Origin of the sequence: Pedobacter sp. (assembly GCF_965279535.1) — a bacterium.
GTDB lineage: Bacteria > Bacteroidota > Bacteroidia > Sphingobacteriales > Sphingobacteriaceae > Pedobacter.
In genome coordinates this window covers 2,351,814-2,373,378 of the sequence record NZ_OZ257244.1, presented here as the reverse complement: position 1 = coordinate 2,373,378, position 21,565 = coordinate 2,351,814, and the positions used below count along the sequence as shown (strand labels likewise).

Below are 21,565 nucleotides of genomic sequence, written 5' to 3'. Positions count from 1 at the left end.
GAAGCGTCCTTGATTAAGTTCAAGGACGCTTTTTTTATGACAAAAAATCTTCAGATTGTACTTGTATTAACAAAATACATTCATTAGCTTTGTTATGCAAGCATAATAAATTCTTTAATGAAACAACAACAAACCATAGATTACCACGTTAAGTTCGCCTGGCAAAATATGTTTAATAAATATAATCAGATGGCTGCGGGTTTTGGGATTACTCAAGCAATTGGTTATATGCTAATCAATATCGACGACCTGGAAGGAACTGCTGTTTCCAACCTGGCCGGATTGTTAGGCGTGAAGGCAACCAGTTTATCAAGGATGCTGAATAATATGGAAGAAATGAAGTTGATTTATAGAGAGACTTCCGCGGGAGATAAGCGCTCAGTAAAGGTTTTTTTAACAGATTTTGGTAAAGAAAAAAAACAATTAGCAAAAGGCGTTGTTCGCAAATTTAATGAATACCTGGATGAGCATTTTTCTAAAAAAGAAAAAGAAACCTTCATCAACCTATTGATAAAACTAAATGATATAACTGTCGCATATACTGTTGATTAATATGAAACGAAGCATAAACAAAGTTGCCGTTTTAGGATCTGGAATCATGGGTTCGCGTATCGCATGCCATTTCGCCAATATTGGTGTAGAGGTTTTGCTTTTAGATATTGCACCCAAAGAACTGAGTCCGGAAGAACAGGCAAAAGGACTAACGCTTGAACATCCTGTGGTTAAAAACAGGATTGTGAACACTGCTTTACAAACCGCGATCAAAAGCAACCCTTCCCCCGTCTACACTAAGAAAGTAGTAAATAAAATCAAAACAGGGAACTTCGATGATGACATGTCGAAAATTACTGGTTACGATTGGGTGATAGAAGTTGTGGTAGAAAATCTTGATATAAAAAAGAAGGTTTTTGAACAGGTAGAGCAATACCGTAAACCAGGCACACTGATCACTTCTAATACTTCAGGCATCCCAATCCACTTGATGGCAGAAGGCAGAACTGAGGATTTTAAAGCCCACTTCTGTGGAACTCACTTCTTTAACCCACCAAGGTATTTAAAGTTGTTAGAAATTATTCCTACACCTCACACACAACCGGAGATTGTAGATTTCTTAATGCATTATGGTGATAAGTTTTTGGGTAAAACCACTGTTTTATGTAAGGATACCCCTGCATTTATTGCAAACCGTGTTGGGGTTTATTCCATCATGGCGCTACTTCACCTGGTCGAAAAATTAGATCTGACCGTTGAGGAAGTTGATAAATTCACCGGTCCGGCATTAGGCAGGCCAAAGTCAGCTACATTCCGTACGTCTGATGTGGTGGGCTTGGACACCATGATTAAGGTGGCCAAAGGCTTATATGACAATTGCCCCGAAGATAAAGCACATGAACTTTTCAAACTTCCTGCATATGTGCAGAAAATGGAAGAAAATAAGTGGCTGGGTGATAAAACCAAACAGGGATTTTATAAAAAAACCAAATCTGCTGATGGTAAGACTGAAATTTTAGCCCTCGATTTAAAAACACTGGAATATAAGCCTCAGCAAAAGGTAAAATCAGCTACCCTTGAAATGACCAAGCCAGTTGAAAATTTGCGTGAGCGCATGAAGATTTTTGCTAAAGGTAAAGACAAAGCAGGAGAGTTATTTCGTCATTCATCCTTTGGGTTATTTGAATATGTTTCGGATAGGATTCCTGAAATTTCAGATGAATTATATAGAATAGATGATGCGATGCGGGCAGGTTTCGGATGGGAGCTGGGACCATTCGAGCTTTGGGATGCCGTTGGCGTGAAAGAAGCGATTGAAGGCATGGAGCAATATGGTAACCAAGCTGCTCCCTGGGTGCATGAGATGCTTAATGCTGGAAATACTGCCTTTTATAAAGTAGAGAACGGTACTAAGAAGTATTATGATATCCCATCAAAAAGCTACAAAGCCTTACCTGGAACGGATGAGTTTATCATCTTAGATAATTTACGGGAAAACAAAACCCTGTGGAAAAATTCAGGGGTATCTATTATAGACTTGGGCGATGGCATTTTGAATGTGGAGTTTCACACTAAAATGAATACCATAGGTGGCGATGTAATTGCAGGGATAAATAAGGCTATAGATATGGCCGAAAAGGATTACCGGGGTTTGGTGATTGGGAATGATGGCGCTAACTTTTCTGCAGGTGCTAACGTTGGAATGATTTTTATGATGGCTGTTGAGCAGGAGTGGGATGAATTGAATATGGCCATCCGAATGTTCCAGAACACCTCTATGCGCATTCGTTACTCCTCAATTCCGGTAGTTGTAGCGCCTCATAACCTTACATTGGGTGGCGGGTGTGAGTTTAGTCTTCATGCCGATCACGTCCAGCTTTCTGCCGAAACTTATATGGGTTTAGTAGAGTTTGGTGTAGGCGTGATCCCTGGTGGTGGCGGAACAAAGGAATTTGCTTTACGCGCATCGGATGAGTTTAAGGACGACCAGATTGTACAAAATGCACTTAAAGAAAGATTCTTAACCATTGGTATGGCCAAAGTTTCTACTTCAGGTTATGAAGCTTACGAGCTGGGTTATCTGCAAAAAGATAAATTTTCTATATCCATGAACCGCAATCGCTTATTGGCAGATGCTAAAGCCAAAGCAATTGAACTGGCAGATGCCGGTTACACTAAACCGGTGCAACGCAACGACATTAAGGTGCTGGGTAAGCAGGGTTTAGGTATCGTGTACGCTGGAGCAAATAGCATGTACTCTGGTCATTATATCTCCGAACACGATAAGAAAATCTCCGAGAAACTAGGCTATGTGATGTGTGGCGGTGATTTATCAGCCCCTACCGAAGTTACAGAACAATACCTTTTAGATTTAGAAAGAGAAGCCTTTTTATCATTGGCAGGAGAAAGAAAGAGTTTGGAAAGAATCCAATCCATTATTACAAAAGGTAAACCACTGAGGAATTAATTTCTTAGTAGCAAGATTGGAGTATCAGGTATCAAGATATTGATCCCGAGGCAGGAGAATGAAAGTTGGAAACAATTTATAAATATCATAATTAACTACTTGATTTTTAATTTTATATAATCAGGTATGCATAATTTTAAAGAGTTGAAAGTTTGGCAGAAGTCTATGGATTTAGCGATTGCGATTTATAAAGTAATAGCTTGTCTTCCATCAGATGAAAAGTACGGTTTAGTTTCGCAGATGAAAAGATGTGCGATTTCGATATCTTCAAATATTGCGGAAGGATCGGGAAGAGGGAGTTCTGCTCAGTTTAAGTATTTTTTGTCCATTAGTCAAGGTTCAGCATTTGAATTGGAAACACAACTTATCCTTGCGAAAAGACTTGAATTGCTTGATGATACATTTGCTACAGACCTAATTGATAGAACAATTGAAATTCAGAAAATGGTTTGCGCTTTAGAAAGAAAGTTAACAAATAAGTAAAGACTTGGCGATGTTCCGGTATTAAGATCTGTCTTGATACTTGATACTCCCTACTAGATACTAAAAGAATATGGAAGCATATATTATAGCCGGATATCGTACAGCAGTGGGGAAAGCCCCTAGAGGTGTATTCCGTTTTACCAGAGCTGATGATTTAGCAGCAGAAGTCATTCGTGCTTTAGTGGCATCGGTTCCGAATTTGGATAAAGAACAAATAGACGATGTAATTGTGGGTAATGCTACCCCAGAAGCTGAACAAGGGTTGAACATTGGCAGGATGATTTCGCTAATGGGCCTTGACACCGATAAAGTTCCCGGCGTAACAGTTAACCGTTATTGTGCCTCAGGCTTAGATACAATTGCAACAGCCGTGGCCAAAATTAAAGCCGGAATGGCTGATTGTATTATCGCAGGCGGTGTTGAGGTAATGAGTGGAATGCCATTTGGCGGATGGAAACTGGTGCCGAATGCCGACGTTGCCAAAAACAATCCCGACTGGTATTGGGGGATGGGCTTAACTGCAGAAGCCGTAGCCCGGGAATACAATGTAAGTAGGGAAGATCAGGATACTTTTTCATTGAAATCACATGAAAAAGCTGTACATGCCATAAAAAATGGTCATTTGAAAGATGGAATACTGCCAATTACGGTAAATGAAAATTACCTGGATGAAAACCTTAAAAAGAAAACCCGCTCTTATGTGGTAGATACTGATGAAGGGCCGAGAGCAGATACCACTTTGGATAAACTGGCCAAATTAAAGCCCGTATTTGATGCTAATGGATGTATCACGGCAGGGAATTCTTCTCAAACTTCTGATGGTGCAGCGTTTGTGCTTGTGGTTTCTGAAAAGAAAATGAAGGAGTTGAATGTAGAGCCAATTGCCAGATTGGTAAGTTATGGTATTGCAGGTGTACCACCAAGAATAATGGGTATCGGACCAATTGAGGCTATACCGAAAGCCTTAAAGCAAGCAGGTCTTAAAAAAGAAGATATCGATCTGATTGAGTTGAATGAGGCTTTTGCATCACAATCACTGGCGGTTATCAGAACCCTGGATCTAAATCCAGAAGTTATCAATGTAAACGGCGGAGCAATTGCACTCGGACATCCACTGGGATGCACGGGGGCTAAACTAACGGTTCAAATTATGAATGAACTAAAAAGGCAAAACAAGAAATACGGCATGGTTACCATGTGTGTAGGAACCGGGCAAGGTGCAGCAGGGATTTTTGAATTGCTTTAGTGATATAGTAGCAAGATATGAGTATCGAATATCAAGATGATAAGCATAAATAAAAAACTAAATCGCTTCCTGGTACAAACTAGAACAATCACTCAACTTTGCTACTTCGTACCCGTTGCCACTTATTACTAAAACTAACAACCGCGATTGTTATGGACTGAGACTATGTCTTGATACCTGATACTCGCTACTAGATACTGACAAAATGGAAACAACTGAAAAAAAGACAATTAAAGGCGGAGAATTCTTAATTAAAGAAACCGCTTACCAGGATGTATTTATTCCGGAAGAGTTTGACGAAGAGCAACAGATGATTGCACAAACTTGTCGTGATTTTTTGGAGGCTGAAGTTTATCCTAATTTGGATAAGATAGACAAGCAGGAAGATCCAGAATTGATGCCCACCTTATTAACAAAGGCTGGAGAACTGGGTATATTAGGCGTTTCTGTGCCGGAACAATATGGTGGTTTTGGCAAAAACTTTAACACATCTATGTTGGTAGCGGATGTTGTGGGAGCTGGCCATTCCTTTGCCGTTGCACTTTCTGCACATACAGGAATAGGTACTTTACCCATCTTATACTACGGTAATGATGCCCAGAAAGAAAAATATATCCCAAAATTAGGGTCTGGAGAATGGAAAGCCGCATATTGTTTAACAGAACCTAATTCTGGATCAGATGCGAATTCGGGCAAAACCAAAGCTAAGCTGAGCGATGATGGTAAGCATTACATTATTAATGGACAAAAAATGTGGATTACCAATGGTGGATTTGCAGACATATTTATTGTTTTTGCCAAAATAGATGATGATGCCAATTTAACAGCATTTATAGTAGAAAAGGATTTTGGAGGCATTACCATGAACCCGGAAGAACACAAAATGGGTATCAAAGGTTCTTCAACCCGTCAGGTATTTTTCAATGACTGTCCTGTACCAGTTGAAAACATGCTCAGCGATAGAGAGAACGGATTCAAAATTGCAGTAAACATTTTAAATATTGGCAGGATTAAGTTATCAGCAGCTGCTATTGGTGCCTCTAAAGCGACATTGAATACCGCTATCAATTATTCAAATGAACGGATCCAGTTTGGCAGGCCTATTTCAAAATATGGTGCCATCCGATATAAAATTGCAGAGGCTGCATCTAAGATTTACGCAGTTGATGCAGCAAACTATCGCGCCGGACAAAACATTGATGATACATACGATGCTTTGGTAGCTGGCGGCATGGAATCGGGGAAAGCGCGTTTAAAATCGGTAGAGCAATTTGCGGTAGAGTGTGCAATATTGAAAGTGTGGGGCTCAGAAGCATTGGATTATACTGTGGATGAGGGCGTTCAGATTTATGGCGGTATGGGTTTCAGTGCCGATGCACCAATGGATCGTGCCTACCGGGATGCGAGAATCAATAGAATATTTGAAGGTACAAACGAAATTAACCGTTTGCTAACCGTAGATATGATGTTAAAGCGGGCCATGAAAGGAGAACTTGATTTAATGACTCCCGCAACAGCTGTTGCAGCTGAATTAATGAGTATTCCTGACTTTGGTGAAGAAGATAATACACTTTTTGCAGCCGAGAAAAAGGTATTGGCTAATTTGAAAAAAGCAACCTTAATGGTAGCTGGTGCTGCGGTTCAAAAATTAATGATGACCTTGAGTAAGGAGCAGGAAATTTTAATGAATATCGCAGATATGGCAGGCTATGTTTATGTTGCCGAATCCGCCTTGCTGAGAACCGAGAAAATAGTAAGCTTAAAAGGCGAAGATGCCGCAGTAACACAATTAGATTTGTTACGTATTTATCTGGTTGAAGCAGTTGATGCGGTAAACAAAGCTGGAAAAGAAGCACTTTGGGCTTTTGCTGAAGGAGATGAACAGCGAATGATGTTAGTGGGTTTGCGCCGTTTTACCAAAATGGAGCCATTTAATGTAAAAGATGCACGCCAAAGGGTAGCGCAGAAACTAATTGAAGCCAACAAGTATTTGTACTAGTTTCTAAAAAATGATTTTAACTAACAGGTTTAAGATAAGATTAAGGTCTGTATCTTAAACCTTTTTTGGTTTAATAACCTCCAGCTATCCCTATACAAGTTCAGTTTGCCAAACGAACTAATGTTAAAATAGGTTAAAAATTGTAGCATCCGTATTAAAAGCTTATTTTTGCGGATAATGGTAAAGTTTAAATACATCTTTCTGCTCGTTGCTTTAGTTGCCTGCTTTGCGGCATGTAAAAAATCTACTAATGTAGACGAGTATGATCCTACTCCGCAGTTCAAAGCAGATACAGCGGCAATACGCACATTTATAACCACCAACAATATCCCTGCTTTAAAAGATTCTTATGGTATTTTTTATCAGATTATCGAGCCGGGTACTGGAAGTGTAACCTATAATGCGGCAACAAAAGTAACAACCTCATATGAAGGGAAGCTATTAAACGGAACCAAGTTCGATAGCTCAACTTCTGCTACTTTTGCACTTGGACAAGTAATTCCCGGCTGGCAAATTGGTATTCAAAAAATCCAAAAAGGAGGAAAAATCAGGTTAATTATCCCTTCTTATTACGGTTATGGTAATTCGGCTGCAGGCAGTATACCAGCCAATTCAATTCTAGATTTTACCATATCACTAACAGACGTACAATAAATATAATGAAAAAATATACTCTAGCTATCATTACACTTTTAGCTTCTACTTTACTATTCAATTCTTGTAAAAAAGAATACGATTCTATTGAAAGTGTCGATGAAGCTGCCATCTCAGCTTATATTAAAAAGAATAATCTTACCGGTATGAAGCGCGATGCCCTTGGCGTTTACTATCAGGTTTTAGATGCAGGAAGTGGTGATTTGATAAAAAATGCAGATTCTGTATTATTTACTTATCAGGAAAAATCAATTACCGATGGATCTGTATACTACACTACCTCTGCGAATGGCAATGATGGAACCTATTTAGGTTATATGCGTAACAGGTTCAATGGAAGTTGGTCGGAAGCATTAAATAATTTGAAATTTGGCGGAAAGGTTCGTTTACTGGTGCCCTCTCATCTGGCTTACGGAAAGAATGGTAGCTCAAGTCCAAATGTGCCTTCAAATGCTATAATCGATACCTATATTACTACTTCTACTTATACCAGGCAATGGCAATGGGATGATGTGAAAATCCAGGCTTTTCTGGCTGCTAAAGGTTTAACTGCAACAAAAGATATATCGAGGGTTTATTATATTACTAATACTCCAGGAACAGGTACAGATGTAATTGATGAAAACAGTACCATTGTATTCAAATATACGGGCCGTTTTGTGGATGGAACCGTTTTTGATTCTTCAACAGACGGAACTTTTTCTATTACTTTAGCAAACGTAATTAAAGGCTGGGGAAAAATTGTTCCCAAGTACACTGCAGGAGCGAAATTCAGGATAATTATCCCTTCAGATTTGGCTTATGGATCTAGTGGAAGTATCAGTGCTTCAACCGGACTTCCAGATGGTGTAATTCCTGCAAATGCCATATTGGATTTTGATTTGGAAATTGTTAGCGTTACGAACTAGATAAAGCTTCTTTATAAACTTTAAGCACCCTTTCGCGTGCGAATGTATGCTCAACTATTGGTTGGGCATATTTTTTTGTGCCATATTCTGGTATCCACTTTTTAATGTATTCGAAGTTTGGATCAAATTTCTTCATCTGTAATTCGGGGTTAAAAACCCTGAAATAAGGTGCAGCATCGTTGCCAGAACTTGCTGCCCATTGCCAGCCTCCTACATTGCTCGCCATTTCGTAGTCTAATAGTTTTTCTGCAAAATAGGCTTCACCCCAGCGCCAATCAATTAATAGGTGTTTGGTTAGAAAACTGGCTACGATCATCCTTACCCGATTATGCATCCAGCCTGTTTCATTTAGTTGTCTCATGCCTGCATCTACAATTGGATAACCCGTATTTCCTTCACACCAGGCCTTAAATTCGGTTTCATTGTTTCGCCACCTGATTTTATCATATTGCCTTTTAAAAGAACCAAAGGCAGAATAAGGGAAGTGCCATAAAATCATCATGTAAAACTCACGCCAGGCCAGCTCTGATAACCAAACATACGACTTATGTTCCAGCGCATCTGCAACAGCCTTTCTAATGCTTAAGGTGCCAAATCTTAAATGGATTCCGATATGGGTTGTGCTATCCAGTGCCGGGAAATCCCTTTCTTTAGCATAGTGTTCCAATTTAGTTTGATAGCTCAACTTAGGAAACTGCTGTTCGCTTTTCTCAAACCCCATGTTTGCCAGTGTAGGTATGGGCAGGTGTTTAGTTTGAAATAGGTTTTTATAATACTTTTGACCAGGATAAGGCTTAAAGTAGAAATTATTTAGCTTAGCCTGCCATTGTTTATAATAAGGTGTAAAAACGGTATAAGGTGTTCCATCGGCTTTTAAAACCTCGTTCTTTTCAAAAATAACCTGATCTTTATAAGTAAAGAAAGCGATTTTTTCGCTTGTTAAAAATTCTGCTACCTGATCGTCGCGTTCACGGGCATAGGGCTCATAATCCCGGTTGGTATATACTGCCTTTACCTCATATTCCTCCAAAACCTCTGGCCAAATCTTTTCAGGCTTACCATATTTTACCAAAAGATCTGAACCCTGTTTTTGAAGTGCAGACTTAAGTTTTTCAATCGCTTCATAGATGAAAGTTACCCGTGCATCATCTTTTGGAAGTTGAGCCAGTATGGTTTGATCAAAAATAAATAGTGGTAAAACCGGCAGTTCTCCCTTAAGTGCATGATACAGTGCAGCATTGTCGTCTAATCGTAAATCGCGACGGAACCAAAGGATATTGCAGCTCTTCTTCATTTATTATGTAAGGATAATGTTTTAGTCAGGTAACAAACTTAACAACAGAAAAGCAAAAACGGTATTAATTTCTTACCCCTTGAGGGTTTAGCGTCTCCGCAAAGGAAACCCTGTAAATCGCTTTTTTGTGTTTCGTTTTACGCCATTCCCAGGGTGGGATAGGGCTTGGATCTCTCCAAAGCCCTATTTTTTGTTTTCTGGCTTTGATTTCCAGATTGGCATAAGTAACGTCATGGGAGTATTTCTTAAAATGCCATGCCATTCCCTGCTTAATCATTTCCTCATTAACAACCCGATTGTTATTGGTTTTAACAATGGCAATCAATCTGCGGTAACGATCATACTTTTGCCCATAAACTGTTACCCGCTGTCCAAAGCATAAATCAGATAACGATTTCTTTGCATTATTTCCATAAGGCTGTGCGCCTCTTTTTTCCGGACAATCTATATGTGCAAGACGTATTTTTATGGGTGCATTGTGATATAAAATTTCCATTGTATCGCCATCTGAAATGCCGATCACCTTCGCTACAAAAGTTTGATTTTTTAAGTTTAATTGTACTTGTTCATTACTCTTGAACTGACTAAAAACAGGATTGAAATATAAAAGTGATGTAATTAAAATTAGTCTTCCCAACCACATAAGGTTTTGCCCTCTTTTTTCGCTTTATCTAAAGTTGTTTGTAAAATTTTGTACTGGCAATTGTTCAAACCTCTGCATTTATCTGTTAAATGATATTTATGGGTTTTGCCACTGCCGCAAATGTACACCGTTTTGGGATCAGTGCAAGTAGTGTTGATTAAAAAGAGAAAGAGGAGGGAGAGGGTTTTCATAATATTTAAACATTTTGGCGAATACTACTTTCCTGAAATGATCTTTTGAATTACCGGATCTAAATCTGCAGGCAGATCTGCAGATAGAATGTTAAACTTTTTGACATTCATTTTTCTAAACCAGTCAGACCAGTATTCATTAATTACTTCTTCTTCAAACGGGTTGCCCTTAGAGGGATTGATCCCTAAAACAAGTACTTCCAGATTTTGTAAACCCGTCGTTGCCGGTATAAATCCCAAATTGCTTTTTTTAATAATTGCTTTATAGTCAGCAGAAGTCAGTTTTTTCGCTTTAATGAAAGCAGGCGTGATGTAAGAACTCCTATTGCCAGTGGTAACTTTACTGTTTTCATGATACATGTAACCATCGGTTATAATGACTAAAATATTTCTATGATTATCCTGAATGCAGTAATTTTTAACTTTTTTCTGAAAGAATTTCCATATATCTGAACCGATATACTGATTGTCTTTAATAGCCGATTGATAAATTTTTATGGGAATTGTCGAAAAAATATTATCAATATCCATAATACTTTTTTTACTGGAAAATCTATCAAAAGCTACTTTCAGCTGATTACTTAATTTATCAATCATTGGGTTTTGAGGAGCAGGGTCGAAGAAAACCTGCATCTGATCTTTTAATTGAATTATTTTTTTCTGCTTTACATGATTGATAAATGCTTTTTCGACAGATTTAATGTATTGAACATCTCGTTGATAATACTGCATTGCAGTACTTGGATTCTTTTTGGGATCTATTCGGTCTGATAAATCCAGGAGAAAGCTAATGTTTAGATTTTGCGCACTAGCGATATTCATGCCTATTGAGCCTATAGAAATTAGTATAAAGAGTAAAAATTTAGTTTTCATGATGATTAGATTTATACAACTGATAAATAAATAGAATTTAAGGAATCTTCACTTGCGCCAACATTTTTTAGGTCTTCATGGTAGGTAGTAATACATTCTGAAACAAGTGTTTCTTTTCTAGTTTGAGGTGCAAATAAGCCTTCCATAATAAAGGTGATCCATCCCTGCAGATACTCTGAAGCGTACAATACGTATTCCTTGGTAGGAATGATTACTGCATCAATAATTCTTTGCAACTCTGCAACCCTACCCTGGGCTTTTGCAATAAGTTCCTTGATATTGTTTAATTCTTTAATGAGCAGTTCTTTTTGTTTTTCTAAATCTGTGATTCTGACATTGTGTATAAGAATGTTCTTTTGTCTGCGTTGCTGTTCGTGCTTTATTTTATCTTTTTCTCTGTGTTCCTTCATGATGAAATCGAAAACTAAACCCCAAATTACATACACTACAAATCCTGCGAAAATGATTCCCCAAAACTGAATTTTGGTAAAAGCAATTCCCAAATCAAATGGAGGCGAATCAAAGGTTTTGTTTAAATCATAAAGTTTTTCTTCAATTTGATAGGCTAAAATGGCATCAAAGAAAAAGGTGATAAGGAATAGTAGACCTATTTTAAAATAATTGCCGATACTTTTGTTTTCGCTAAACATGTGTATCAAGTAGCCAAGACCTAAGAATACAAAGGGTATGAATGAAACAAAAGCTCCTTCAAGTGTTCCATCAGCCCATGCTTTATCAAAAGCCTTTGGATCTAAAACATTCATCATTAAATTGCTGTTTGGATCGAAAGTTTTGAAAAATGCAGAATAAGAGGTAGAGATATAAAAGGTAAATAGGTATAAACTAATGGGGATTAAAATAATTAGACCAATCCAAAATTTTGTTGACGCTCCTTTTTTAGCATTAATGTGGTACTTTTCAGGATCACGGGCAAGATCATTAATTTCAAATTTTAAGGATTCAATCATATCTTTAATTGATCCTATTTTACCATCCATTGCGGCTATCTGCTCCTGTTTATTCTCTTTACTTATTGAAAGAGCTTTGATTTCGGTCTCTTTGTTATTTTGTTCATTAATATAGGGCTGTTTAATCTGCTTTTGTTTGTCTACCAATTCTTTTTCCTCATTTTGGAATTTGGCATAAATAGCCTTCAGACAAATAGATAATGCTTGGGGTGTACCGATGTTTCTTGAGCCATCTCTAAAGCCAGCTTCATGGTAAGTTCTCTTTCTTACTTCAGGATTTTCTTCTGCCAGGATTTGCATGGTATCATGTTTTTCACTTCCAGCTTCTGGAATAGACTTTAAACGAAATAGGTTCTTAATTTGAGTAGTCATAACAATTAGTTTTGAAGTTCATTAATAATTTCATTTTTGGTTTTACCTAACTTCACAGCTTCTAAAAAGTAATCTGCAATTCCAGCAATATTTTCATCTACGAATCCGAAAAGCTGGATGTACTTTTCAAGAGCAGAGCGTTCGTTGTCGTCTATTTGCTCATCTGCCCAAATCATTAGAGTTAAGTCATACAGATACTCTATTTTTTCATTTAATGATTCTGGAAGCATCGTTTTAGAATCTATAGGATTGAGCAAAATCTTATCTAAATTTTGTGCAGTTATACCTCTTTCTTCGGCAAATCGATAAAGCATTTTAAGCTCCAGCTCGCTAAAATTATTATCACAAATGGCCATTTGATACAGCCTTAAAAAATGTGCTTTAAGTTTTTCTGTGATTTGAATTGTTTCCATGAATATTATTTTTGTTTGGTTAAGATTTTAGAACTAATAATTCGATCTCTGGTATAGGTTTTAGAAATAGGGTAAGCTTGAATATTGCTGATTTCTTTGCTTTCCTTTTTTTTGAAAAAAGCGAGGAATAAGAATAATATTCCAACCAAGAGGTCTATTGGAACCCAAATGCTTTTCCTGTGTAGATAAATAGGGAGTATGGGATTAAAGAGAACAAGTACTATGCAGAAAATCGGTATCCACAAATAGCTTTTTAATTTTAGAGCGTTGTAGATCACTAAGAGTGCCCCAATAGAAATAATTATCCTTAAAAATGTATAATATTCTATTGGCCAGTAGTATATAGCTGTAAAACAGCATAGGGCACAAAAGGTAAATAAGAACTTCATGGGGATGGGGTTGAGAGTGAAAAGAATTGTATGAGTTTTTAGCGGTATATTGATTTGCATCTCTACTATTTATCTTAGTTTAGATTTAGTAGGAATAGATAAATGATTAAATACAATCAAAATATTTTGTGAGGATTTTTAGCCATTCAAAAATCTTTCTGAAATTTCATTTTCTTTGATCATTTGTAGGTTTGGAAGAATCATTGTTTTGCACTTGTCAATCGGATCTTCATAGATGTGAAACCCACTCCTACAATTATTAAACCGATATCTGATTGCAGCTATCCCCTTTATAAGCCCCTCATTTTTAGTCTTATGATATACATATTGAGAACAACTTATTTTAAAAATGCATCTTCGCCTTTTGTTTTTTGGAACTATTGCCCAGTATAATTTAATAACTAATAGAAGGAGATTTTTCATCATACAGACTTACTAAAGACTACCATTTGATACGATGCCATATAGCCAGGCTTTGCTCCTAGTCCAAAACACCCTGGATCAGGTTGGACATAGGTTGATACACTTTCTAACCTAATATATTCCCATCCTTGATTTGTAAATTGTGTAATCAATTTTTCTAATTGTTCTGCTACTACTCTTGTAGTTTCTTTCTTTTGGTCTAGTGTTGCTGTGAACGGTACTACTTTGTATTCCATGATTATCTTATTTGTTGTGAATAGTTAGTTCTTACATTTTTCATGATGAAGCTGTTCAATCCGCTTCTAAAAATCGCTAGTGATTTCATGGTGTTACTATTATTAACACCTGCGCTTAAATTGGTATATTCATAAATGCTACCTCTTTTAAACTCTATACAGATATAGTTTGCTCCTATCTGATATTTTGAAACTCCAGAATTCCCAATTTATTAGCATATCTTTCCATACATTTTTTAATTATTTAACACTCCAAAACTACCCAAACCCATACGGCTTCCCTTACGGGAAACCGTAAATCAATAAAATAATTTTAAAAAATAAATAAGGCCTGGTTAAGGAGCATCTTGCTTATTATTAGTTAGTTGTGTCTTTGTTTTTTTGGATGATATTTCAGATTTTTCCTTCTTCCACCAGTTGTTTTTTAAGCGTTTTATGCTGTAAAATGTTCCGGTAATTCCAGGTTTCATGGTGGCTGTGTCCAGGTGTTTGCCCCATACATGGATAATGGTATCTCTACCTATTTTTACCCACCAAAATGTTTTTCCGTACCGTTGGGTTACATATACCTCAGTGATGGTACCTTTGATGGTTTTGGTGTTAAACTGCGGTTCCATCAGTTGGAAGGTGGCTACTTTTCGTTTCTGTGCAAATGCAGATGCAGAGAAGATAACGAACAATAAAATGAGATATAACGATTTCATAAACACTTCAAAAATATCTTAGCTGGAAGTGCTTTCCTTACAGGAAACCGTAACACAGTTTAATTTTTGAAGAAGAAGTTTAGAACCATTACAGCTACATGGCAGTAATGGTTTTGGGGAGAAAATGTGAGATTATTCTGCCGGGCAGGAACAACCTCAACATTTACCGAGCATTAAAACTAAAATTTAATAAAGTGCTATCGTTTGATGCAGCTGGGTTCTGTAATCATATATTTCATCCAGATTGTTGAGCTGCTTTTTCTCGCCTGCATCTTTGCCATTGTGAAAGATTTCCAGGTATTTATTTGCGGTGTTAAAATGAAACCTGCAAATCGGTTTCCGGTTATTATCATCCAGCAATACTCCAAAATACGATTGGGTATCTCGGGGAGAGATTCGGTCTGCTGATATTTTTTCTCTTAAAATGGCTTTTACAATTTGGAATGCTTCTACTTCTTCATCGGTAGTGATGACCTTTGGCGCATCACTGTTATCATCAACAGGATTTACTTTCGGTTCTTCATTGCTTTCGATTTTTTCATTAATGTTTAAGGCCGATTTTAAACGGTGGCTAATCGATTCATTAATGGAAATGGAAAGTGCTTTTTTGGTATATTCTTTAAAAGCAATCATCCGGTTTGCAGTTAGTGGTTTATCAAAAAAACGATTCACCAATAATTTTACAAGTTCATCTGTCGGATTTTCAATTTCCTTTTCAAATTCTTTGCGAATAGCTTTAATGTATTTTAGCGCTTCTGCCGAATCAAGAATACTTTCTAAATTATACTCAGTTTTGGTAAAACTTTCTAAGATTTTAAGCGAGCTATCTTTAAGGTCTTCAATGTCAATGGTTAAGAAAGGCTTCTCATCCATAATATTTGGTTTTTCCAGATCTGTATAGAAATTGTAAATGGTTCCATTGGTTAATACACCAAACCTGGCCTTCGAAACATGATAATATCGGTGGAGCTGTGAATTATGGGCATCTGCATTCTCTTTCCAATGTTTACATTCGAAAATGAGAATAGGCTCGTCATTTTTGCGGATGACATAATCTACTTTCTCCCCTTTTTTGGTTCCAATATCGCAGATATGCTCCGGGATAACTTCTGTCGGATTAAAGATATCATAGCCTAAAATTTGAATGAAAGGCATTACAAAAGCATTTTTTGTCGCCTCTTCAGTACAGATTTGATCTTTTAAGCCGTTTACCCTTTGATGTAGCTGTTCTAGCTTTAATTTAAGTTCCATAGCGTTAGGTTTAAGTGGTTTCATCCATTATTGTTGCTCCGGGAGCATTAACCATTACCGATTCAATACCGTTGTCTCTTGCTGTAAAAGAGGTGTACATCTGGCTTGTGCCGACAACCTCTCCATTACCTGCTTTAAGATTGAAATAATATAAGCCGTTCCGGGCAATCTTCCTTTCATACCTGCTGTCTGATAGGGCATTGGTTTTTACCGATTCAATACCCTTAGTGCAAGAAGCTTTAGCAGTATAGCCCTCACTGGTTAAAATAACCTGGCCGTTGGTCGCTTTCAGGTTGAATTGAAATTCGTTGTCTTTCCTTTTGGTGATGATAAATTTTCCCATCATGTAAATGCGTTATTGGTTTAGTGTTCGAAAGTACCCTGATCCCCAAACTAATTTTTACGGGAAGCCGTAAAAGCCAGAATTTTTAAATGACTTAAATAAAAAAAAGACAAAGTGATTCCAGGACCCTATTGGAGTAGAGTAGTTTTATTTAAAGGAGAACATTTTTTGGTTTAAATGATGCCCATATCCTTGCAATACAGGACCAGTTGTTCATTTTTAGAAAAATCAAGCACTTCTTTCATCAGATTAAGTCGCTTTTCAACACTGCTTAGGCCTGATGGCTTAATATTTTTTTGCTGTAGGTATAATGGAATATCTTTTTGTAGGGTGCCTTGTGCAAGCAGCGAAATTACAGTGATATCAAAATCGGTAAAATTGTGAGCGTTCTTTTCTTTTAAAGATAATTTTAAGTCGGGAGACAAAAATTTTTTACCATTATAAATTGCATTTATTGCCTGGCTGAGGTGTTGAGCATCATGGCGTGCTTTACGTACATACGCATCAATATCCAGTTCTTTAAAAAGGGAATCAATAATCGCTGGTTTGTGTTCCCCGGAAAATACGAGTACTTTTAAATGAGGGTGTATGCGCTTGGCAGCCTGGATAAGGGAAGAGCCATCGGGTATTTTTTGCTGATGATGATCTTCTTCAAATGAAAGATCGGTAATTAGCAAATCATAAGGTTGACCGCTTTGATTTGCTTTTTGAATCCAGGTTAAAGCATCGTCACAATAATAAACATAATCGGTGCCGGCTATTCCCAGTTCTTTTAATGTTTTAACAACAGAAATATTGGCGATTTCGTGATCTTCGGCAATTAGTACTCTTTTAAACATAGTCATTCATTTAAGCAACTGGAAAGGTGATTTGAATCTTAAGCCCTTTTTCAGTTTGAGTATCAAAAGTAATCGCTCCGTGAATGGTTTTTATACGGTTTCCCGTATTGCTGAGCCCATTATTGAAAGAAGTATTTTTTGCAATTCCAATACCATTATCGGTGTAATAAATCGTTATATGTTGATTAACCTGTTCAAATTTAATTACGACGTTGGTAGCCTGGCTATGTTTTTTCATGTTGACCAACAATTCTTGCAGAATATGCTCCAGTTCATATTTTATTTGAGCATTTATATTTTTCCAAAGTGCTGTTGTATTCCCGACCAGTAGAATTTTAGTTTGATCTGTAGCAAAAGAGCTGAGCAATTCTAGCAGTTTAAGATGGAAATCCTGATCATGATAAACAATTTCATCGTAAGAGATGTCACGCGATTTCTCATATAAATCTTCAATTTTATCTAATACACCATCTTTATCTACTTCGTCCTGATTTTGAATTTCAGACATAACCCTGTACAATCCATTAGCCACAACATCATGCACTTTTTTAGAAGTTTTGAGCTGACTTTCCTTTATTGCATTTCTGGCTTCCGATTCTAATTTTTGCTTTCTTTTCTTATACCAGATAAACCCGATGGTGATTGTAGCCAATGCAGCACATGCAATAATGATGATCTGATATTGTTTTGCTGCATTATCTTTTTGTAAAGCTAAATTGGTGGCTTTATTTTTTTCCATTTCATAACGGATGAGTGCAAATTGATTTTTTGCTGCGTTACGAACAGTTAATATGCTATCGTTAAGACTTTGATAGGTTTCAAAATGTTGTTTTGAAGCGGTGGCAGGACTTAGCTTAATCAGTTTTTGAAGGGCTTCCAAACGATCGTCAACGCTATTGAGCGTTCGGGCAACCTGATACATTTTCTGAGCAAAGTATAAGGCTGAATCTGGCTTGCGTTTAAGATAGTAATCTGTAAGATGGGCATAACTTGAGTTTAATCCCCAAAGATCTTTTTCCTGCTCGCGAATATGTAGTGCTTTTAATAATTCGGCGCTAGCTATATAATTTGGATTTTGAAGCCATTTGGTAAAAGAAATATTGGTCAGCGTTCTTGCAAATTCTACCTGATTCTTCACCCTTTGATCTAAAATATTGCTGTAAATCTGTAGCGACTTTTTGTATTCTTTTTTCTCCCTGTAGGCATTTGCAATATTGTTTTGAATAACCAATATGGAGGCGCTGTCTGGAGTAAAATTTAAAGATTGATTATAAAAATCAATGGCTTGGGTATAGTTTTTTAAATTAAAAGAGGTAATCCCGAGATTGTTAAGCGTTGATTTAATGTATGCGGCATGCTCCTTCTTGTTTTTATTAAAATATGATAGTGCATCCAGAGAAATTTCCTGCCCGTCAAAAGAGTCGCCTTTATTTGTAGAAATGATCGCCATATATATGAGGCATGCCCCAGCATTTAAGCTATCACTTCTTTGAAGAAATACATCTTTGGCTTTATTAAAATATAGAAAAGCACTATCGCTTTTTTCCTGTTCCTGATATTCGAATGCTTTATCATAAAAAGGATTACCCGTTTTAGGGATAGTTGTTTCTTTTTCTTTGCGGCAAGAAATAAACAATAACAGGAGCAGAGGCGTTAAATATGATTTCAATGGTTTTTAAGGTTTGTCTAATTTATAAAATATAGACAACATCTGAAATATAAAACAAAAGGGCAGAATAAAAACTGCCCTTTTGTTTATTGAATTATGGGTTTCTTGGTGGAGGCAATTGTCCGTTGTCACCACCAGTTTCATCTCCGGGATCAGTATCACCAGGATCACCATCTTCTGGATCCGCATCAGCAGTACTAACTTGGGTTGTACCGTTACAATTGTTTGTATTGGTATTATCAGGATTTACTAATCCTAAAAGGATAGCGATAAAAATTGGAATAATCATTTTGTCAAAAATTTACAGTTACTAATTCGGTGGTTCCCCGCGAGCCTTTTCGCGGGGTTTGCCACATGGTGAATCAGAAGGCCTTCTGAAATTTTTGGGAAGTCCGAGCGTCCATCGCGGGGGCAGATAACTGCTTCCCAAACCGGCTATTTACTACCGCGATTTCTACTCTTTTTTAATTAGTTGGTTGTGCTGCGTTTTAAGTTTGAAGCGCCGCTTGAACTAATTATTGAGACAAATATGGGGGCTTGCAAAAGATTAGTTATCAAAGGATTCCGAAGTTTCCTATCTTTCCTCTAGAATTCCGGAAAACCGTAAAAATTCCGAAAATTCCGCCCTATTTTTACGCTAAATTTTTTGAAAATGTTTGAGGATTATAAACTTGAAGTAAGAAATTCCTATCTGGAAATGAAGGCATCATATCTACTTTCTGATAATTTACAAAGACTAACTCGAGCAAGATTAAGAAGAGAGTGTCTAAATAAATTCTCAAAAAGAACATCAAAAATAAATGACCGTACTGTTCAAGCATTTTTTGATCCGCTTAATCAATATAATGACGCAATACGAAGTATAGAAAAATTTGATTTAGAGAAATTTAGGCCATTAGAAAGTTTTTTGGTGAAAGGAACAAGCATCAGGGATGAGGAACCTGTAAAACTTTTAGCTTGGCTAATAGATTTTGAATCCTACGATGATTGGAAGGAGAGAAAACTGAAACTTGAGGCGGATGAGAATGAAGATGTAACTGAGTTAACGGAAGCAGGGGAAAATCAAACTGATCCTTCACAAGATCCTCCTGTAGTCGTTGTGGTTCTAGGTCAGGAAGACGCAGCTGCCAACGAAGTTGATGTATTAATTGATAAGGGGGGTAAACCAGAAGAAGAAATAATTGAACCCGACACTTCAACAGGCACAAGTGTGTTGACAGATACAGTAAAATCTTCTATATCATTGAAGTGGGTTTTATTCGGTAGCATTGTTGTTCTTTTAATTGGGGGAGCAGCTTCTTTACTCTGGGAAAATATTCTGGATAGGCCTACACCAACTCCTGACAAGTGTATGTATTGGGCAGGAGAATATTATAAAGGAATAGCTTGTGATAAAAATAATAATATAAGTACTCCTGTAGTTCAGATGGACAGAAATAAACTCATGCATTTGACAAAGATTACTGTGCCAGATACTTTGACTAAAAACGCTATTGGCAAAGTCTGGTATTCAAACATCAAAGGACACCATGAATTCTTCAGCGATAGCGGGATGCATCCTGTTGACACAGCTAAAAGATTAAGACCGCTTACAGCTTATATATTGTTCAAATACACCTCATATCATCGATATCAATTAACAAGACTGGTTTGGGGAATCTCCATCATTTCGGTTATTGTACTATTAGTTGTATTAATTAGGAAAGAAGTAAAGAAGAAATCATTGACTGCGGTTTAAGTAACTATAACTTCCTGCCAGGGAAATACAAATCCCTCAGCGCATCTTCCACATGGGTAAACTTAAATTTAAAGCCTGAATCCAGTATCTTTTGTGCAGATGTATTCGAACTCATGAGCACGGCGTCAACCCGTTCGCCCATTAAAAGTTCAATTGCTTTTTTGGGTGTTTTGATGGGCCAAAACGGCCGATGGAGCTGTTTAGCCAAGGCTTTAGTCAATGTGGCATTAGTTACCGGAAAAGGGGCACAGGCATTATAGCTACCCGCTGTATTTATGTTTTCTAAAGTGTGTACATACATTTCGGCCATATCATCAATGTGCAGCCAGGGCACCCATTGTTTTCCTGTTCCGAGTGCAGAACCGGCAAATAATTTTACTGGTAGAGCCATTTGAGGCAATGCGCCACCCCTTGTACTGAGTACAATACCTGTGCGTAATTTCACTACCCTTAAGCTCAGCCGCTTGCCTTCATCAACAGCTTGTTCCCAAAGTTTGCAGCACTCGGCTAAAAAACCATAGCCATTTTCGCTTTCTTCCGTTAATATTTCATCGCCACAATCACCGTAATAGCCTACCGCTGAGGCAGAAATAATGGTTTTTACCTGATGGTCCGAAATCGAGCTCAATGTTTTATACAGCAGCTGAGTAGACTTTACCCGACTGTCAATAATCTCCTCCTTACGTTCTTCAGTCCACTTTTTATCCGCTACCGCTTCACCGGCAAGGTGTATAATGGCACATACCCCTTCAAAAGCTTTTGGGTCAATCTGCTGTTGTTCAACATTCCATACATAACTATTTGGGTCGTTACTTTTCTTTCTGGAAAGGGTATTGATTTTATATCCCCTGGGCTTTAAATGTTTTTGAAGCGCATTGCCTACTAAACCTGTTGCACCGGTAATCAGAATCTTTTTAGCCATGTTTTTAAAACACTAAAGATACAAAAGGGTTTGAGGCCTGTGGTTTAA

23 protein-coding genes are annotated in these 21,565 nt (G+C 37.3%); 8 read left to right on the top strand and 15 right to left on the bottom strand.

The annotated features are described in order from the left end of the window. The first annotated feature begins 117 nt into the window (after positions 1-117). The 7 genes from ACQY77_RS09435 to ACQY77_RS09405 all read left to right on the top strand — a co-directional run bounded on the left by ACQY77_RS09435 (position 118) and on the right by ACQY77_RS09405 (position 8,249). Positions 118-552 (top strand): MarR family winged helix-turn-helix transcriptional regulator, encoded by a 435-nt coding sequence (locus ACQY77_RS09435; protein ID WP_421938229.1) that lies wholly within the window; start codon positions 118-120, stop codon positions 550-552. Position 553: 1 nt separating this feature from the next. Then, entirely contained in the window at positions 554-2,959 is a 2,406-nt protein-coding gene (locus tag ACQY77_RS09430) for a 3-hydroxyacyl-CoA dehydrogenase NAD-binding domain-containing protein (RefSeq protein WP_421938230.1), read from the top strand. A 126-nt stretch (positions 2,960-3,085) separates the two neighbouring features. Beyond that, positions 3,086-3,442 (top strand): four helix bundle protein, encoded by a 357-nt coding sequence (locus tag ACQY77_RS09425; protein WP_421938231.1) that lies wholly within the window; start codon positions 3,086-3,088, stop codon positions 3,440-3,442. 70 nt (positions 3,443-3,512) lie between these two features. Then, positions 3,513-4,688, top strand: coding sequence for an acetyl-CoA C-acyltransferase (locus ACQY77_RS09420; RefSeq protein WP_421938232.1), 1,176 nt, complete (start codon positions 3,513-3,515; stop codon positions 4,686-4,688). Positions 4,689-4,893: 205 nt separating this feature from the next. Beyond that, complete coding sequence (locus ACQY77_RS09415) at positions 4,894-6,687, top strand: acyl-CoA dehydrogenase family protein (RefSeq protein ID WP_421938233.1); 1,794 nt, start codon at positions 4,894-4,896, stop codon at positions 6,685-6,687. A gap of 177 nt (positions 6,688-6,864) precedes the next feature. Further along, complete coding sequence (locus tag ACQY77_RS09410; RefSeq protein ID WP_421938234.1) at positions 6,865-7,341, top strand: FKBP-type peptidyl-prolyl cis-trans isomerase; 477 nt, start codon at positions 6,865-6,867, stop codon at positions 7,339-7,341. Between the two features lie 5 nt (positions 7,342-7,346). Further along, entirely contained in the window at positions 7,347-8,249 is a 903-nt protein-coding gene (locus tag ACQY77_RS09405; protein ID WP_421938235.1) for an FKBP-type peptidyl-prolyl cis-trans isomerase, read from the top strand. On the opposite strand, the gene ACQY77_RS09400 is transcribed toward ACQY77_RS09405, so the two are convergent. The 14 genes from ACQY77_RS09400 to ACQY77_RS09335 form a co-directional block, all read right to left on the bottom strand. Continuing rightward, on the bottom strand, positions 8,239-9,543 hold the full coding sequence (locus ACQY77_RS09400; RefSeq protein ID WP_421938236.1) for a cryptochrome/photolyase family protein: 1,305 nt from the start codon (positions 9,541-9,543) through the stop codon (positions 8,239-8,241). The genes ACQY77_RS09405 and ACQY77_RS09400 overlap by 11 nt on opposite strands. Before the next feature lie 64 nt (positions 9,544-9,607). Further along, entirely contained in the window at positions 9,608-10,186 is a 579-nt protein-coding gene (locus ACQY77_RS09395) for a thermonuclease family protein (protein ID WP_421938237.1), read from the bottom strand. Between the two features lie 215 nt (positions 10,187-10,401). After that, a complete protein-coding gene (locus ACQY77_RS09390; protein ID WP_421938238.1) occupies positions 10,402-11,250 on the bottom strand; it encodes a hypothetical protein in 849 nt (282 codons plus the stop codon). Between the two features lie 11 nt (positions 11,251-11,261). Continuing rightward, positions 11,262-12,590: a hypothetical protein gene (locus tag ACQY77_RS09385; RefSeq protein ID WP_421938239.1), complete on the bottom strand. Its 1,329-nt coding sequence runs from the start codon at positions 12,588-12,590 to the stop codon at positions 11,262-11,264. 5 nt (positions 12,591-12,595) lie between these two features. After that, on the bottom strand, positions 12,596-13,003 hold the full coding sequence (locus ACQY77_RS09380; RefSeq protein ID WP_421938240.1) for a hypothetical protein: 408 nt from the start codon (positions 13,001-13,003) through the stop codon (positions 12,596-12,598). Between the two features lie 5 nt (positions 13,004-13,008). Beyond that, on the bottom strand, positions 13,009-13,392 hold the full coding sequence (locus ACQY77_RS09375; protein WP_428430147.1) for a DUF6804 family protein: 384 nt from the start codon (positions 13,390-13,392) through the stop codon (positions 13,009-13,011). A gap of 138 nt (positions 13,393-13,530) precedes the next feature. Further along, positions 13,531-13,815: a membrane protein insertion efficiency factor YidD gene (gene yidD / locus ACQY77_RS09370; protein ID WP_428430146.1), complete on the bottom strand. Its 285-nt coding sequence runs from the start codon at positions 13,813-13,815 to the stop codon at positions 13,531-13,533. After that, complete coding sequence (locus tag ACQY77_RS09365) at positions 13,815-14,051, bottom strand: hypothetical protein (RefSeq protein ID WP_421938243.1); 237 nt, start codon at positions 14,049-14,051, stop codon at positions 13,815-13,817. The genes yidD and ACQY77_RS09365 overlap by 1 nt, the downstream gene beginning before the upstream one ends. 335 nt (positions 14,052-14,386) lie before the next feature. Further along, on the bottom strand, positions 14,387-14,755 hold the full coding sequence (locus tag ACQY77_RS09360) for a hypothetical protein (RefSeq protein WP_421938244.1): 369 nt from the start codon (positions 14,753-14,755) through the stop codon (positions 14,387-14,389). A 186-nt stretch (positions 14,756-14,941) separates the two neighbouring features. Continuing rightward, positions 14,942-16,006 (bottom strand): type I restriction endonuclease, encoded by a 1,065-nt coding sequence (locus ACQY77_RS09355; protein WP_421938245.1) that lies wholly within the window; start codon positions 16,004-16,006, stop codon positions 14,942-14,944. 10 nt (positions 16,007-16,016) lie between these two features. After that, positions 16,017-16,352: a YegP family protein gene (locus ACQY77_RS09350; RefSeq protein WP_421938246.1), complete on the bottom strand. Its 336-nt coding sequence runs from the start codon at positions 16,350-16,352 to the stop codon at positions 16,017-16,019. Positions 16,353-16,522: 170 nt separating this feature from the next. Continuing rightward, positions 16,523-17,188: a response regulator gene (locus ACQY77_RS09345; protein ID WP_421938247.1), complete on the bottom strand. Its 666-nt coding sequence runs from the start codon at positions 17,186-17,188 to the stop codon at positions 16,523-16,525. A gap of 10 nt (positions 17,189-17,198) precedes the next feature. Beyond that, entirely contained in the window at positions 17,199-18,857 is a 1,659-nt protein-coding gene (locus ACQY77_RS09340; protein WP_421938248.1) for a tetratricopeptide repeat-containing sensor histidine kinase, read from the bottom strand. 94 nt (positions 18,858-18,951) lie between these two features. Continuing rightward, the gene (locus ACQY77_RS09335; RefSeq protein ID WP_421938249.1) at positions 18,952-19,146 is read right to left on the bottom strand and encodes a hypothetical protein; all 195 of its coding nucleotides are present in this window, start codon (positions 19,144-19,146) and stop codon (positions 18,952-18,954) included. A gap of 363 nt (positions 19,147-19,509) precedes the next feature. Between ACQY77_RS09335 and ACQY77_RS09330 the strand changes: the two genes are divergently transcribed. Next, positions 19,510-20,595 (top strand): hypothetical protein, encoded by a 1,086-nt coding sequence (locus ACQY77_RS09330; protein WP_421938250.1) that lies wholly within the window; start codon positions 19,510-19,512, stop codon positions 20,593-20,595. A 4-nt stretch (positions 20,596-20,599) separates the two neighbouring features. Here the strand turns inward: ACQY77_RS09330 and ACQY77_RS09325 are convergent, their stop codons facing one another. Continuing rightward, on the bottom strand, positions 20,600-21,517 hold the full coding sequence (locus ACQY77_RS09325; protein WP_421938251.1) for a TIGR01777 family oxidoreductase: 918 nt from the start codon (positions 21,515-21,517) through the stop codon (positions 20,600-20,602). Positions 21,518-21,565 lie beyond the last annotated feature (48 nt).